This is a genomic window from Nonomuraea composti (genome assembly GCF_012034275.1).
Taxonomy (GTDB): domain Bacteria; phylum Actinomycetota; class Actinomycetes; order Streptosporangiales; family Streptosporangiaceae; genus Nonomuraea; species Nonomuraea composti.
Genome location: NZ_JAATEP010000007.1, coordinates 239,407 through 255,455 on the forward strand (window position 1 = coordinate 239,407; position 16,049 = coordinate 255,455).

Sequence of the window (16,049 nt, forward strand, 5' to 3'; positions counted from 1 at the left end):
CGTTCCTAGCCGAGTAGTGCCGGCTTGCGCCCTTACGTCTCAGTTCAGTTGAGGGGCGACCGCCAGCGCAAGCCCTGGAACCTGGCGAAGCCCTGGTCGCAGGTCACAAATTCACAACCGTGCTCGATGGCGAGTGCGGCGAGGTAGGCGTCGGGGATGAGGTTGCCGGTCGCGCCGGCCGCGCGGGTGAGCCGGGTGAAGATCTCCCAGTGCCGGTCCTCCGCCGTGATGACGATGGCATGCGGCTGGTTGCGGTAGGTCTCGGCGAAGGCCAGCGCGCGCTCGACGGGATCGGGCTCCTTGTAGATGCGCCGGTTGGTGACCATCCGGACAAAGCCGTTCACGACGAAGTCGCTCACCGCGTAACCGGAGTCGCCGTTGACCATCTCGTCGATGACGGCGTGGCACTGCTTGTGGTCGGGGGACTCCTTCCTGAAGGCGTTGACGAGGACGTTGGTGTCAGCGAGCAGCATTGCGCGCCCTCTCGACCCATTCCTCGTCTTCGAGGTCGGAGAGGATGTGCTCCAGCGTCTCGCCGGCGTCGAGCCGCTGCTGCACCATGGGCGCGAAGCCAGGCTTGGCGTCGGACGTGATGAGCTCCACGCGGGGCCGCTCGGCCACCTCCGTGGCTCGGTTGAGCAGTTGGCGCAAGGCGTCCTCCATGACTGAGGTGAGACTTCTTCCGTTCTTGGCCGCGTACGCCTTCGCCTCGTTGAGGAGCGTCTCGTCGATGCGCACCGTTGTCCTCCGCATGACTCCAGCGTCCGCGCCTGACATAAAAATGTCAACACCAGATAGTAGTCACGCGATCACAGATTTTGCGCCCACTTTACGTCACCACGTGGCCACATTGAGCTTCCCGTCGCCGGCCACCCGCACCCGCTCCCCCACCAGCTCCCGCTCCTCGGCCTCGGCCAGCAGCGCCGCCTCCTCGACCACCGCATAGGACCGCCCCCCGGGCACGTCCAGCACGAGGAACCCCTTCTCGGCGGCGCCGTCGCGCCCGTGCGCCACCGTGTACCCGGCGACGATCCCCACCCCTTCGCAGCTCTCCACCAGCGGCACCTCCTTGGCCACGTGCACCGGAGCGGCGCCCCCGAGCCGCCCGCCCGGCTCGCTCGACCACACCGCGTACGTGTGCTTGGTCAGGTGCATCCCCACCCCGGTCACCAGCCCGTGCCCCGACTGGGCCCGCAGCAGCCCCGCCATGGTGGCCGTCGAGTGCAGCACGTAGTCGCTGGCCGGCCCGCCCGCGTACGGCAGCCCGCCGGTGACGGTCAGCCCGCGCGGGTCGAGCGGGTCGAGCCCGATGGCGTCACACGCCTGCCGCAGCGCGATCGCGAAGCAGCTGTAGAGGTCGAGCGCGTTCATGTCGTCGAGGGTCAGCCCGGCCCGTTCGAAGGCGGCTTCGGCGGCGCGGGCGATGGCGGTGGAGGAGCCGAGCGCGGGCCGGGTCGCGACCTCCCAGGTGTCCTCCGCGTACGCCCATCCGCGCAGGTACACCCGCCGGTCGGGCGGCACTCCGAGCCGGTCGGCCAGCTCGGTGCTGGCCAGGACGACGGCGGCGGCCTGGTCCACCTCCAGCACGGCCACCGTGTCCCTGGTGTAGGGCCAGCCGACGAACCGGTCGCCGAGCTCGTGGGGCTCGCGGGCGGTGCGGCGCCAGGCGTGCGGGTTCGCGGCGGCGACCTCGGTCATGGGGGCCATGATGCGGGCCCGTTCGCGCATCTCCTCCTCGATCGTGAGGCCGGTCGCGGCCCGCCGCGCGGTCTCCATGATCGGGTACGTGTGCACCGGCAGGACCAGCCCGTGCGCGAGCGCCGAGGGGTGCGGCGGCCGTTCCCACCCGTACGGGGGCTTGGGGTCGGCGGGATGGCTCCATGGCACGTGCTCCCCCGCTTTCCTGTACGCCCTGCGCGTGGCCAGCGCCTCGGCCCCGGCGACCAGGGCGGAGTCGAGCTCGCCTGCGGCGATGGCGGCCATGGCGGCACCGATGAGCAGGTGCGGAGCCGTCCCTCCGACCTTGGAGTAGACCCGGTGGCGCGGCGCGGCACCGAGGCGGTCGGCGAGGCGGCCGACGGGCGAGTCGTACTGCCAGGAGTCGGTCCAGACGATCTGGATGGAGTCGAGCCGTTCGACGGGCAGCCGCGCGTCGCCGGCGGCCTCGCGTGCCACGGACTCCCAGAGGTCGAGCGGCTCGGGCCCGGGCTGCTCACGAACGGTGCGTTGTGCGATGCCAATGAGACAGGGGGTGCGAGGGTCCATGGATCAAGTCAACCAGAACATCGCTCGGTTGATAAGGAGTGGCATGTGATAAATGCGGTTACCGTTGTGACCAGAGAAATTAAATCAAGGCGTCCACCTGCGAAGATGCCCATCACGAATACATGCGAATTTGCTATTTCCATAACGGAATGGAACCGGCTCATGCTTTTTCACGTCGTTTCCTGGTCGCCGGATCGCGCCGTTCATTAACGTTCCGAACGTTTTCCTGGCCCACCGGGGCGCAGTCCCCCGCTCTGGGCCGCCGAAAGCTGAGAGGAGCTCCATGAACCCCCGAGCAAGGCGCATCGCGTTCCCCCTCGCCGGCCTGCTGGCCATCGGGCTGGCGGCGGGAATGGTCAGCGGCGCCGCAGACGCGACGACCGCACCCTCCGACGTCATCGCCAGGAACTCGGCGACGCCCGCCGAGCAGGCCGTCCAGTTCTGGACGCCGGACCGCGTCAAGCAGGCCACCGATCACGACGAGGGCATCGACGTGACGTCCAAGGGCGTCAAGGGCAGCAACGACGCCCCCGACGGCCCGCCCGGTTCCGTGCCGCCGATCGGCGGCGAGAAGACGTCGTCCAAGAGAAGCAAGCACGTCAACCTGCCGAACACGGTCGGCCGCGTGTTCTTCACGCTGCCCAAGGCCGACCCCCGCGACCCGAGGAACTGGCGTTACTGCTCGGCCACCTCGGTCCAGAGCAAGTACCGCAACCTCGTGGCGACCTCCGCCCACTGCGTGTACGACACGAAGCAGAACACCTTCTACGACAACTGGATCTTCATCCCGTCGTACTGGGACGGCGACAAGGTCTGGAACGGCAAGGCCCCGTACGGCATCTACGCCGCCAAGACGTTCAACGCGCACGACGACTTCGTCGTGAAGGAGGACTACGACTACGACTACGCGTTCGTCAACGTCTTCAACGGCATCAAGGTCGACTGGCAGAAGGCCGGCAACCGCTGGCGGTGGACCGTCAAGAACGTCGGCCGTCTCGGCGACAACGTCGGCGGTCAGGGCTTCACCTGGAACCGGAGCACCAAGCTGAACGTGTTCTCGTTCGGCTACCCGGCGGGTGAGCACCCCGACGGCGACCGGCCCTACACCGGCCGCACGATGAAGTACTGCTACGGCAAGACCAAGGCGATGCCCGAGGCCAAGAAGTACAACCTTCAGGAGCACGTCGGCTTCAAGTGCTCCTTCACCGCCGGCGCGAGCGGCGGGCCGTTCCTCTACAACTACAAGAGCGCGTCACGCACCGGCTACCTGGTGGGCGTCAACAGCGTCGCCTGGGACACCGACGGCAACGACCGCTACGACCACATCTCCTCGCCCTACTTCAACACCGACACCTACAAGGTCTACAAGGCCGCGGCCAACCGCTGGACGGGCAACTGGCGGTGATCGACCGGCACTCCACTGACGGGAAGGCCCCGGTTCCCCTGGGAGCCGGGGCCATCCATCGGCGGAATGAGGGGTGCGATGCGGGCGTGGCGTACGCCACTGGAACGTGCGAATGCGACCGCGAATGCGCGCGAATTCGGTTCACGCGGATCGCCGCCGAACCCCCCGCTCACCTGCGGTGACGCAGCCCACTAATGATCATTTACGCGTATCGAGAGCGCACGACTGACGGCATCCTTATGGTTCGCGACGCACTCTTGATCAGGTAACGAATCTCTATCCGAGCTGCAATACCGTCTGTACATCTGGAAAAATCCACCCTTACGACCCCAAGAAAGGCATTTCATGATCCCCCGCGCCAGGCACTTCGTGGCCGCTGCCCTCGGCAGCGCGCTGCTGATCGTGCCTGCCTTCACGGGGATCGCCCACGCCGCGACGAGCGCGGTCGCCAGCAAGGTGTACGCCGTCCCGCTGGCCAGGACCCTCGCGGACGTGAAGCGGGTCGCCGACTACTGGAAGCCCGACCGCCTCAAGCAGACCGACCTCTACACCCCGGCCACGCCCGGCTCCGGCGCCGGCTCGACGACCTCGTCGGGCGCCGCCGCCGGCCCCGCCGCGCCCGCCGCCGCCGCTGTCACCGCTGCCAAGCGGACGAACGCCGCGGCCGCCGTCGCGCCCGCGCTGCCCCGCCAGGGCACCGCCGCCAACACCATGGGCAAGGTCTTCTTCCGCTTCGGGGACAAGGAGTTCTGGTGCTCCGCCGCCGCGGTCGCGGCCAGGAACCGCAGCGTCGTCGCCACCGCCGGCCACTGCGCGTACGACTCGCGCACCGGCAAGCCCGCCGACTACTGGATCTTCGTCCCGAACCCCGGCCCCAACGGCGGCGCCCCCGACGGCATCTACGTCGGCGCCTCGATCAGCCTGCACGAGGACTGGTCGGGCAAGGGCGACTACGACTACGACTACGCGTTCGTGACCGTGCACCGGGGCTTCACCTGGGTCGCCGGCAAGGACGGCGCGTCCGTCATGCAGGACGTCGGCCGGCTCCAGGACAACGTGGGCGGCCTCGGGCTGGAGCTGAGCAAGAAGCCCGGCACGTACACCGTGACCGCCTTCGGCTACCCGGCGGGCCAGCAGCCCGACGGGACGCACCCGTTCGACGGCAAGACGCTGCTCAAGTGCCTGCCCGGCACCACCCGCTACACCGTCGCGCCCGGGCGCGACCTGCAGAAGGGCGTCGAGCTGACGCCGTGCGACTTCAGCCCCGGCGCCAGCGGCGGCCCCTGGGTGATCGCCTACGACAGCACCCGCAGGCTCGGCAGCCTGGCCGGCGTCAACAGCCTGACCTGGAACAGGGACGCCAAGGGCCGCTACGACTCGGTGTCCGCACCGTACTTCGACACCACCACCGGAGACGTCTACCGACGCGCCGCGTCACTTTCGACCATCCCAAATGTGACCTAAGTCATAGCAACCATCTGATCACTGCGGGTGATCAGCGGGTTCTTTGTCACGGTACGGTCACGGCGCGCGTTTGGAACGCTGACAGGATCTACCGGTAATTCACATGACCGGAGTCAACCCGATAGGTTCCGGGCTGTCCGTTTGCTGAGTTTTGAAGGTGCAGCAAGGCGCCTCATGTCAGCGCAACCTGGAGTTACCTTGAAGCGAATCCTCCTTCCCGCCGGCGGTGCCCTCCTGGCCACCGGCCTGCTCGCCGCCGGCCTGTCCGGCACCGCGCAGGCCGACGGCGACGTCGCCCACGACCCGATGGCCCGCAACAACTCCGACGCCGTCTCCATCGCCTCCTTCTGGCTGGCCTCGAACGGCGCGGCGCTCCGGTCCGCGACCCAGTACACGTGGGACTCGAACGAAGTTCGGAAGGTCGTCTCCAAGGGCGGCTACAGCCCCGACGGCAGGCCCGGCACCACCGCCCCGACCGGCTCCTCGAAGTCGACCGGCTCGGCCCAGAACGTCAACCTCCCCAAGACCGTCGGCAAGGTCTTCTTCGTCGACGGCCAGGGCAAGTTCCGCTGGTGCTCCGGCACCTCCATCCAGTCGAACTACCGCAACCTGGTCGCCACCGCCGGCCACTGCGTGTACGACACCGACAGCAACAGCGCCACCATGGACAAGTGGGTCTTCGTCCCCGGCTACTACCAGGGCAAGGCCCCGTGGGGCATCTACGTCGGCAAGCAGGCCTTCACCCACTACGACTTCGACACCTACGAGGACTACGACCGCGACTACGCGTTCGTCACCGTCTTCAACGGCATCACCTCGAACGGCGTCAAGCAGGTGGACCGCAAGGACTTCGAGCGCTTCACCGGCCCGAAGCGCGCCTGGGGCGGCCACTACTACATCCTCCTGTCCAAGGACGCCGGCCGCCTCGGCGACAACGTCGGCGGCCAGGGCTTCGCCTGGAACCAGCCCACCGGCAAGCCCGTCCGCGCCTTCGGCTACCCCGCCGCCCCCCACCCCGACGGCAACAAGCCGTACAGCGGCGTCACGCCCAAGCACTGCTACGGCAACACCACCGCCAAGGCCGTCGGCGCCTCCTGGCTCAAGATCGAGGAGCACATCGGCCTCAAGTGCGCCGTCACCCCCGGCTACGACGGCGGCCCCTGGCTCCTCAACTACAGCAACGCCAAGCGGCTCGGCTACGTGAACGGCGTCACCAGCACGTTCGCCGACCAGGACGGCAACGACCGCATCGACTACATCACCTCGCCGTACTTCGACGGCGAGACCGCGTCCGTCTACAACGCGGCCAAGAACGTGTGGTCCGGCAAGATCGTGGGCCCGAACGGCGAGCTGTACAAGTAAGCCCTACCAGGGGAACGGCGAGGGCCTCGACCCCGAGGCCCTCGCCTTGCCGTTTCCCCGGAACCCTGCGTCTCCAGGGGCTCACAGCACGGCCTTCCGCACCTGGGGCGCTTCGCGCCTTGGAGCTTCAGACAGCGCCTCCCAAGGAGGCTCCGCCCCCTTTCGATCCCCCGACACCCCCCGCTCGCTCCGCTCGCCGCAGCGCCACCGCCGCCTTCAGTAACGCCCTCAGCGACGCTTGATCACAAGCACGTACGGGTCGCTCGCGCGTCACACAACTGGCTGGATGACGTTTGGCAGCATGGGGAGCGCACGTCCCACCCGGCAGCCGGAGAACCCTGCCAGGCTGGCAGTGATCGCAGCAGGCGCGACGGCAGATTTCTTCCAAAGTCGGCTGATGAACAGAAGATCGCATGTCGGCTCAGCGACTGACGAGAGCAAGCGGTCGCCGTGCCCCTGCCGTCGAGGAGACATCGACGGCCACACGTGTGACCAAGAGCCGCGTCCCGCAGATCGAGCGCGGCGAGGTGTCCACCGTGTAGGCCATCGCCCGCTACGTCCAGGCCCTGGGCGGGTAGCTGCAGATCTCCGCGGTGTTCGGCGATGACCTCTACATCCTGCGCGGCACCGACACCCATGCCGCATAGCCGGACCTTCCACCCGCCCCCGGGAAGATCTTTCTTGGTTCAACTGACAGACGGTATTTGCCTTGTCACGATGGGCGCATGCGTCGCGATGATCTGACAGACGCCGAATGGGAACAGGTCGCTCCCCTGATCCCCCACGACAGCGTCCACGCCGACCGCACCGACGACCGCACGGTGATCAACGGCCTGCTGTATCAGGCCCGCACCGGCGTCCGATGGCGTTATCTCCCCGACCGGTACGGCTGCTGGGTCACCATCTACAAACGTCACCGCCGCTGGCTGGCCGACGGCACCTGGCACCGGCTGGCGCTGGCGCTCCGTACCGACGGAGCCAAGACCATCAGGGCCGGCCACGCCGACCTCGACCTCATCCGCACCCATACTCCCGGCTCCCCCGGCCCGGCACCGGACCTGTCGCCCTTCAAGGACACAGCGGTGCTGGCCAGCCTCCAGGCCCTTCTGGGCGACACGGTCAGAGCCAAGAAGCCCTGACCCAGCCCCCACCACATCCCCACGGCCCGCCGACGACATGTCGGCGGGCCGTTGCATGCGGCCCCTCAGAACCCCGACAGGGACGGGTTTCTGAACGTTCCCGAGCCGAACCTGAAGACTTCCTGGGAGAAACGGGCCAAGTTAGACGGAGTCGGTTCCCATCTGGTTCCTGTGATCTAAGTCATATTTATCCGACTACACTCCGCAATGAACCTCTAACGGCACTAAAGTGCCGGAAGCGACAACCCCTCCACACCCTGCAAAAACGTGACTTCGTGATCACGACGCGCATATGTCTCTGACAAGTCACGGAAAGATAACGGCGACAAGAGGCTCTGCCGGACCACTCAAAGCGGGTTTCACCTGCGGAGATCACCACGCTATGTTCCTTGCTATCCCTTTACTGACGCATGGGACGCAAGTTGCGACCCACGACAGAGCAAGGAGCAGTTCCCTTGAAGCGCATCCTCATCCCCGCCGGTGGCGCCCTCCTGGCCACCGGTCTCCTGGCCGCCGGCCTCGCCGGTGCCGCGCAGGCCGACGACACCGTCGCCAAGGACAACATGGCGACGAGCGCGGCCAACGCCAAGGCCATCGCCCAGTTCTGGGCGGAGAACAACGGTGCTGCCCTCAAGGCCGCTACCGAGTCGAACGTCTGGGACAAGGCTGACGTCGCCAAGCTTCAGAGCAAGGGCGGCTACAGCTCGGACACCAAGCCGGGCTCCACCGCGCCGATCGGCGAGGAGAAGAAGACCTCCGCCAAGGTCCAGAACGTGAACATGCCGAAGACCATCGGCAAGGTGTTCTTCGTCAACAGCAAGGGCGAGAAGAAGTGGTGCTCCGCCACTTCGATCCAGTCGCAGTACCGCAACCTGGTCGCCACGGCCGGCCACTGCGTGTACGACACGGCCGCCAACACGGACGTCCTGTCCAAGTGGGTCTTCGTCCCCGGCTACTACCAGGGCAAGGCTCCTTGGGGCATCTACGTGGGTAAGCAGGCCTTCACCCACTACGACTTCGATGTCTACGAGGACTACGACCGCGACTACGCGTTCGTGACCGTGTACAACGGCGTCAAGCTCGACGGTGGCAAGGCCACCAAGGTCACCCCGAGCGAGTACAAGTCGCACGTCGCCAAGGGCGGCGTCGGCTACGTCAAGGAAACGCCGATCACGAAGGAAGAGTTCGAGGCCGGCTACGACAAGTACGGTGAGGCCGGTCCCTTCAAGTCGAAGGCCGCCGACCCGAAGGTCGAGACCGTCGCGAAGCCTGCCGACGTGACCGGCTCGAACGTCGACGCCTACATCAAGGGCGAGGGCCCCACCAAGGGTGTCCAGCTCACTGGTGCCGAGGTCTACAAGTCGCAGTACACCGCGGCTGGTTCGGGCTTCGACAACGGCGACAAGTTCGAGCGCCTGAGCACCGAGGTGCCCATCAGCAAGGAGCAGTACGACGAGCTGAAGGCCGCCAAGGGCGACGGCAAGTTCATGGGCGAGGTCCGCGCCCAGCTCGGTGCTGACAAGAAGACCGAGGTCGCCTGGTTCAAGCAGCAGTTCTTCGTCAAGAAGTGGGTCAAGACGACCGCTCAGATGAAGTACTGGGTCGAGGACTACTACGTCATCGACACCAAGGGCATGGACGCCGGTCGCCTCGGCGACAACGTCGGCGGTCAGGGCTTCGCCTGGAACCAGCCGACCGGTAAGGCCGTGCGCGTGTTCGGCTACCCGGCCGCTCCTCACCCCGACGGCAACAAGAACTACACCGGCGTGACTCCGAAGTGGTGCTACGGCAACACCACGAAGAAGCTGGTGGGCTCCGCTGCCAAGAAGATCGAGGAGCACGTCGCCCTCAAGTGCGCCATGACCGAGGGCGCCGACGGTGGCCCGTGGCTGTACAAGTACAGCAACAGCAAGCGTCTCGGCTACGTGAACGGTGTCACCAGCACCTTCAACGACCAGGACAGCAACGGCCGCGTGGACTACATCTCGTCGCCGTACTTCGACGGCGAGACCAACACCGTCTACAAGGCCGCCGCGGCCTCGTGGTCCGGCAAGATCGTCTGAGGTAACGGATAGCGACCGGGCTTAGACCGTTCGTACAACCGTTGCCAGAAGGGGCCCGGCATCCTGCCGGGCCCCTTCTGCTTTCTGCCCGGCGGCGCCCCGAAAGTGAAGGCGTTTGGACGCACGGCGCGCCCAGACGGTGCCATCAACCAGATGTGATCTGCGTCACATCACCCCATCGACCCGGATCGAGAGGATTCCTCAACCCCGGCAGCCCCACTGACAACTTCCTTATGTTGATCTGGGCAAACGGTGTAGAGGCCAGCTTTCCTCAGCTCCTGCGCATCAGCCATCTAAACATCACAGAACGATCACGGCCGTCTTGTCCCATCTTTTCCGGCCAAAGCGGCTACCGGATCTCAAGATCGACACTGTATGTTCCTGGCTATCCCTTTACTGACGCATGGGACGCAAGAGGCGTTCCACGACAGCGCAAGGAGTTACCTTGAAGCGCATCCTCCTCCCGGCCGGTGGCGCCATTCTGGCCACTGGTCTCCTGGCTGCCGGTCTGGCCACCACGGCTCAGGCCGACGACGACATCGCCAAGGCCGACCTGGCGAAGACGTCCGCCCAGGCGTACGAGACCCTCAAGTTCTGGACGCAGTCGAACAACGCGGCCCTGAAGAAGGCCGTCGCGTTCAACCCGGACGCTCTTGAGGTTCAGAAGATCTCCTCCGGTGGCGGCTACAGCGCGGACACCAAGCCGGGCTCCACCGCTCCCATCGGCGAGGAGAAGAAGAGCACCGCCAAGGTTCAGAACGTGAACCTGCCGAAGACCATCGGTAAGGTTTTCTTCGAGTACCGTGACGGCTCGCTCTACTGGTGCTCGGGCACCTCGATCCAGTCGCAGTACCGCAACCTGGTCGCCACGGCCGGTCACTGCGTCTACGACATCGCCGGCAACGACGAGGTCGTTTCCCGCTGGGTCTTCGTCCCGGGTTACTACCAGGGCAAGACGCCTTGGGGCGTGTACGTGGGTAAGCAGGCCTTCACCCACTACGACTTCGACGTGTACGAGGACTTCGACCGCGACTACGCGTTCGTCACCGTCTACGACGCGCTCGTGCCGGGCAACCCCAAGGTCACCAAGGTCACCCCGAGCGAGTACAAGGCGCACGTCGCCAAGGGTGGTAAGGGCTTCGTCAAGGAGACCCCCATCACCGCCGAGGAGTTCAAGGCGGGTTACGAGAAGTACGGCGAGGCTGGTCCGTACAAGTCGGCCGCCGCTGACCCCAAGGTCGAGTCGGTTGCCAAGCCGGCCAACGCCGAGGCGAAGATCGAGGACTACATCACCACCGGTGTCGACGGCGTGAAGCTGATCGGCGTCGAGGTGACGGAGTCGGTCTACAAGAACGCCGGCAAGGGCCTGGACAACGGCAACCAGTTCGAGCGTCTCTCCAACGAGGTTCCGATCTCGCAGGAGGAGTACCAGAAGCTGGTCGCCGAGAAGGGCGACGGCAAGTTCCTCGGCACCCTGCGCGTCACCAAGGACGCGAACGGCACCGAGACCGCTTGGTTCAAGACGCAGTACTACGTCAAGAAGTGGGTCAAGTCCACCGCTCAGGCCAAGTACTGGGTCGAGGACTACTACGTCGTCGAGGGCGCGCTCATCAAGAGCGGCGGCCGCCTCGGTGACAACGTCGGTGGCCAGGGCTTCGCCTGGAACCAGCCCACCGGCAAGTACGTCCGCACCTTCGGCTACCCCTTCGGCCCGCACCTGGACGGCAACAAGCCGTTCACCGGTGTCACGCCGAAGTGGTGCTACGGCAAGACGGCCAAGAACGTTCTGCGCATCCCGTCCAAGAAGGTCGAGGAGCAGATGTCGTTCAAGTGCACCGTGACCGCCGGTTACGACGGTGCGCCGTGGCTGTACAAGTACAGCAACAGCAAGCGTCTCGGCTACGTCAACGGTGTCACCAGCCTCATCGCCGACACCGACAACAACAAGCGCTACGACACGATCACCTCGCCGTACTTCGACGGTGAGACCGCCGCGATCTACAAGGCCGCTTCGGCCTCGTGGTCCGGCAAGCTCGTTCCGTAGTTCTTGCTGTTGGACCGAACGACGGCCCTGGTCATCGTTCACCTGCTTCACCCAAAGGGCTCGGCTTCGGCCGGGCCCTTTGGCCTTTTCATGATGAATTTGAGCATTCCCCTTACCAGAGTGACTGGTGGGTCGATAGGGTCTTTACACCCTTTTTGACAACTGTGGAGCCTCCCGTGAAGCGCCTGCTCATCCCCCTCGCCGCCGCCGGCCTGAGCGCCGCCGTACTCGCCTCGCCCGCGACCGCCGCCCCGTCCTGGGCATCCGAAGACCTTCTGCCCAAGCCGGCCGACGCGTACGGCGCCGCCGCTTTCTGGCTCGACTCCAACGGGGCCGCCCTGCGGAAGGCCACGCAGTACAACCTGGACGCCAAGGACGTCCCGAAGATCGTCAGCTCGGGCAGCAACGGCGCCCCTGACGGCAAGCCCGGCATGACCGGCCCCACCACCACCGCCAAGGCCACCGCCAGCAAGAACGTGAACCTGCCGAAGACCGTCGGCAAGGTGTTCTTCCTCGACAAGGCGGGCCACTACCGCTGGTGCACCGGCACCGCCATCCAGGCCAGGAACCGCAACCTGGTCGCCACCGCGGGCCACTGCGTGTTCGAGGACGGCAAGAACGACGTCTACAGCAAGTGGATCTTCGTGCCCGGCTACTACCAGGGCAAGGCCCCCTGGGGCGTCTACGTCGGCGCCTACGCCTTCACCGCGTACGACCTGGACACCTATGACGACTACGACGGCGACTACGCCTTCGTGGCCGTGCACAACGGCTTCTCGCTGACGGGCTCCAAGGAGGTCGTCAAGAGCGAGTTCCACGCGTGGGCCGGCGACAAGTGGATCAAGCACGAGGAGATCAAGAAGGAAGAGTACGACGCCGGGTTCGACAAGTACGGGCCCGCCGGGCCGTACTGGTCGAAGGACTTCGACGTCACGCCGGAGAAGGTCGCCCACAACTACACCGGCGAGAAGATCCTGACCAAGGTCGAGGTCACCGAGGCCGAGTACGCCAAGGCGCCCAAGGACACCGCCGACGACGTCAACGGCGAGCAGTACGAGCAGGCCGGCCCGAGCCCCATCAGCAAGGAGGAGTTCCAGAAGCTCACCGCTGAGAAGGGCGACGGCAAGTACCTCGGCAAGCTCACCGCCACCAAGAACGCCAACGGTGAAGAGACGGCGTGGTTCGAGACCCGCTACTACATCAAGCAGTGGGTGAAGGCCGGCAAGACGGTCCGCTATTTCCGCGACCACTACTACCTCGGCCTCGCCAAGGACCTCGGCCGCCTCGGCGACGTCGTCGGCGGCCAGGGCTTCGCCTGGAACCAGCCCCTCGGCCAGCAGGTGACCGTCTTCGGCTACCCGAGCGCCCCGCACCCCGACGGCAACAAGCAGTACACCGGTGTCACCCCCAAATGGTGCATCGGCAAGACCGGCACGAAGAGCGTCCAGGTCAACACCTTCAAGGTCGAGACCCACCAGACCCTCAAGTGCTCGATGACCTTCGGCGCCGACGGCGGCCCCTGGCTCATCAAGTACAACAACAGCAAGCGCACCGGCTACGTCAACGGCGTCACGAGCCTGTTCGCCGACACGGACGGCAACGACCGGATCGACACGATCAGCTCGGCCATCTTCGACAGCGAGACCGCCGACGTCTACAACAAGGCGAACTACGCGGAGACGAAGAAGATCGTCGGCCCGAACGGCGAACTGCTCAAGTAGCGGTCGATGGGCCCGGGCCGACGTGAGCCTGGGCCCATCACATCATCCGGCCTGCACAAATCAGCAGATTTTCGCGCAGGGGACGATCGGTCATTCGAAGACCTGCATGTCGGCGATGCTCATTGCCGAAACGTTCGGCTCGCTCAGAATCCTGAGCATGGCCTGCGAGCTGTCCCACACAATGATTCCATGGACCCGCATGTCCGCGGCCTGCTCCTGCAATTCGGGCAGACTCAGACCCAGGTTCTCAAGCGCGGACTCGTCGCCGGACCGCAGCATCGACACCCATTTCTGGAAACTGTCCGTGGCGGATCTGGCCTCGGCGCAGAAATCGAATCCGCGAAGACCTGCACAGGTGTTTCCGGACGAGCCTGAGTCCCAACTGATCGGCTTGGCCTCGTCCCGCGGAGCGTAGAGGAACACCTCGGGATTGGAGGCGATGTCGCGCACTTCGTCCTCGTTCATTGGCTTGGCCAACCGCACCACCGCTTTCACTGTCAGGCCGGATCCCATGCGCTTGAGCTGCTCGGTCGTCTCGGCTTTCAAGGGCCGGCGCTGGGGGTCACCGAGAGACTTGATTCCCTCCGTCATGCGCCATGGCCCCAGGTCAGCTACCGCTCTTCCGGTGCTGAAGTCGGCCGTGTACATGGGGCGCAGCGGGTCGACGGTGAGGAGCCGCGGTGAAAGGCCGACCCACGGCAGGAACGGCATGTCGTATTCCTTGGCGAAACAGGCTTGATTCGAGCTGTAAGCCGGCCAGTGCAGGTAATAGTCGGGGTTGGCGACCGCCATACCGGTCAGGAGAACGAGCCGGAACCTCTCGCACGACGGCCGCCGGTCGCCCTCCGTACGTTCCTGCGTGAAGACTCCCATACCGACGGCCACCAATAACAGGACGATGACACTGCTGCCCAGCTTCTTCATCCGTGTTCCCTCAAGAGGCGACGGTCGGAAAAGCTGATGCTACAGCGGGAAGCCCACGCCGCATTACTCCCTATTCGCGGATGACGGCGGTGAATCCGAAGCCCGAGCCCGAAAGCGATGGGCCCGGAGGAACCGGGCCCACCACCACATCAGACGGCGGTGAGTTCGCGGGTGCGTTCGCGTAGTGCCGCGACCGCCCGCTCATTCTTGTAAGGCTCCAGCCGCCGCCGAAGATCGGCCGCGTAAGACCGCGACCGCACCGACTGCAGCTCAGCGGCGAGCGTCAGAGCGTGGCCCGCCGCCGAGCAGGCCTCCTCCAGCTCTCCGCACTGCAAAAGGCCGGCGGCCAGCAGGGACAGGTTGAACATGCGGCCCCGTACGTACCGGGAGTCCATGTCGAGGGAGCGGCGGGCCTGGCGGACGACGCGTTCGCCCTCCCCCAGGTCGCGGAAGCAGTGGGCGAACTTGGCGGACAGGTAGGCCTCGTCGAAGTAGCTGAGCCACGGGGGCTCTTCGGCGGGGTTGCGGGCGTCGAAGGCGCACTCGGCCTCGTGGAGGGAGTGGCCGCAGGCGCGGGGGTCGCCCAGGCCGGCGTGCGCGTGGGCCTCCAGGACGTGCGCGGAGGCCAGGAGGGTCTTGACCCCGGCCGTGCGGGCCGCCATCTGGGCGGCTCTGGCCAGGTCGAGGGCGTGGGCCGGCTGGCCCATGTAGATGGCCTGGTGCGCCATGCCGGCCAGGATCTCGCCGCCCAGCGTCTGGTCGTCGGCGCCCCTGGCCAGGCGCAGGGCCTGGATGAGGTAGCGCTGGGCGAGGCCGTGCTGCTCCATGTCGTAGGCCATCCACCCCGCCAGGCGGGTCAGCTCGGCGGCCGCGGCGGCGAGTTGCCGGCCGGTGGATTCGCCGTACGTGCCGTCCTTGAGCAGGGGGGAGACGGCGGTGTCGAGGTATTTGACGACGGACGAGCGGACGCGTCCGCTGCCGAAGCGGTTGTCGAGCTCACCGAACGAGCGGGTGACCTCGTGGATGGCGGCGATGTCGGCGCGGCCGACGCGCCGCGTCCCGGTGCCGCTCGGGCGCCCCTCGGAGGGCGATGTCAGCCAGCGTACGGCTCCAACAGAGCCTGCTCCTATCGCGAACGTCGAGTCGATCAGGAACCTCCGTCTCTCCACATCGGCCCGCCACAGCGCCGTCACGGTCGCGACCCCCTCCTGCCAGGTGTGCGTGAACTCCTGTCCGAGATCGAGGGGTGTGATGACCGCCGGCATGCCGAGATCCTCCGACGAGACCGGCCTGCCTAGCCGGAGCGCGAAGATCTCGGTGAGCAGGCACGGGACCGGATCGCGTGGCCTCTGGCCGCCGAGCCAGCGCAGCACGGAGCTGTGGTCGTACTTGAGGCCCGGTGTGCCACGTGCGGCTCCCAGATCGTTGAGGCGCCTGGCCAGTCCCTTGTGGGAAAAACCCGCCTCTGCGATGAGCTGCTGCAGCAGTCGATTCGGCTCGCGTTCCATCGCTCTCCTCGTCACAGGAGTCGGCGCCCACATCATTACAGAGAGCTACTGTTATAGCACCTTGCGTAAAGGGTTTATGGCAGTTCCCAAAGGTCACCCAAACTCCATCCCACACCCCGGGCCCGGCCTGCGCATGGTCACGAGCCAGGTCAAG

Annotated in this window: 12 protein-coding genes; 7 read left to right on the plus strand and 5 right to left on the minus strand. The window is 66.1% G+C overall.

Annotated elements, in window-relative coordinates; translation table 11 throughout:
- Nucleotides 1-44: 44 nt before the first annotated feature.
- The 3 genes from HCN51_RS12890 to HCN51_RS12900 form a co-directional block, all read right to left on the minus strand.
- Nucleotides 45-473 (minus strand): type II toxin-antitoxin system VapC family toxin, encoded by a 429-nt coding sequence (locus tag HCN51_RS12890; protein WP_168009890.1) that lies wholly within the window; start codon nucleotides 471-473, stop codon nucleotides 45-47.
- The gene (locus HCN51_RS12895) at nucleotides 460-738 is read right to left on the minus strand and encodes a DUF6364 family protein (RefSeq protein WP_168009891.1); all 279 of its coding nucleotides are present in this window, start codon (nucleotides 736-738) and stop codon (nucleotides 460-462) included. The genes HCN51_RS12890 and HCN51_RS12895 overlap by 14 nt, the downstream gene beginning before the upstream one ends.
- 96 nt (nucleotides 739-834) lie before the next feature.
- Nucleotides 835-2,265: an acetyl-CoA synthetase gene (locus tag HCN51_RS12900; RefSeq protein WP_168009892.1), complete on the minus strand. Its 1,431-nt coding sequence runs from the start codon at nucleotides 2,263-2,265 to the stop codon at nucleotides 835-837.
- Between the two features lie 283 nt (nucleotides 2,266-2,548).
- Here HCN51_RS12900 and HCN51_RS12905 point away from each other — a divergent pair, with 283 nt between their 5' ends.
- From HCN51_RS12905 to HCN51_RS12935, 7 genes are all read left to right on the plus strand, one after another.
- Complete coding sequence (locus HCN51_RS12905) at nucleotides 2,549-3,670, plus strand: trypsin-like serine peptidase (protein ID WP_080045364.1); 1,122 nt, start codon at nucleotides 2,549-2,551, stop codon at nucleotides 3,668-3,670.
- 345 nt (nucleotides 3,671-4,015) lie between these two features.
- Nucleotides 4,016-5,134 carry a trypsin-like serine peptidase gene (locus tag HCN51_RS12910; RefSeq protein ID WP_168009893.1) on the plus strand — a complete coding sequence of 373 codons (1,119 nt, stop codon included), beginning with the start codon at nucleotides 4,016-4,018 and terminating at the stop codon, nucleotides 5,132-5,134.
- A gap of 198 nt (nucleotides 5,135-5,332) precedes the next feature.
- Nucleotides 5,333-6,496: a trypsin-like serine peptidase gene (locus HCN51_RS12915; RefSeq protein ID WP_080045362.1), complete on the plus strand. Its 1,164-nt coding sequence runs from the start codon at nucleotides 5,333-5,335 to the stop codon at nucleotides 6,494-6,496.
- 725 nt (nucleotides 6,497-7,221) lie between these two features.
- Entirely contained in the window at nucleotides 7,222-7,635 is a 414-nt protein-coding gene (locus tag HCN51_RS62930; protein WP_168009894.1) for a transposase, read from the plus strand.
- Nucleotides 7,636-8,090: 455 nt separating this feature from the next.
- The gene (locus tag HCN51_RS12925) at nucleotides 8,091-9,698 is read left to right on the plus strand and encodes a trypsin-like serine peptidase (RefSeq protein ID WP_168009895.1); all 1,608 of its coding nucleotides are present in this window, start codon (nucleotides 8,091-8,093) and stop codon (nucleotides 9,696-9,698) included.
- 445 nt (nucleotides 9,699-10,143) lie between these two features.
- A complete protein-coding gene (locus tag HCN51_RS12930) occupies nucleotides 10,144-11,742 on the plus strand; it encodes a trypsin-like serine peptidase (RefSeq protein ID WP_168009896.1) in 1,599 nt (532 codons plus the stop codon).
- Between the two features lie 176 nt (nucleotides 11,743-11,918).
- Entirely contained in the window at nucleotides 11,919-13,463 is a 1,545-nt protein-coding gene (locus tag HCN51_RS12935) for a trypsin-like serine peptidase (RefSeq protein ID WP_168009897.1), read from the plus strand.
- A 90-nt stretch (nucleotides 13,464-13,553) separates the two neighbouring features.
- On the opposite strand, the gene HCN51_RS12940 is transcribed toward HCN51_RS12935, so the two are convergent.
- Nucleotides 13,554-14,387: a hypothetical protein gene (locus tag HCN51_RS12940; RefSeq protein ID WP_168009898.1), complete on the minus strand. Its 834-nt coding sequence runs from the start codon at nucleotides 14,385-14,387 to the stop codon at nucleotides 13,554-13,556.
- Between the two features lie 149 nt (nucleotides 14,388-14,536).
- A complete protein-coding gene (locus HCN51_RS12945; RefSeq protein ID WP_080045355.1) occupies nucleotides 14,537-15,895 on the minus strand; it encodes an NsdA family TPR-like regulatory protein in 1,359 nt (452 codons plus the stop codon).
- Nucleotides 15,896-16,049 lie beyond the last annotated feature (154 nt).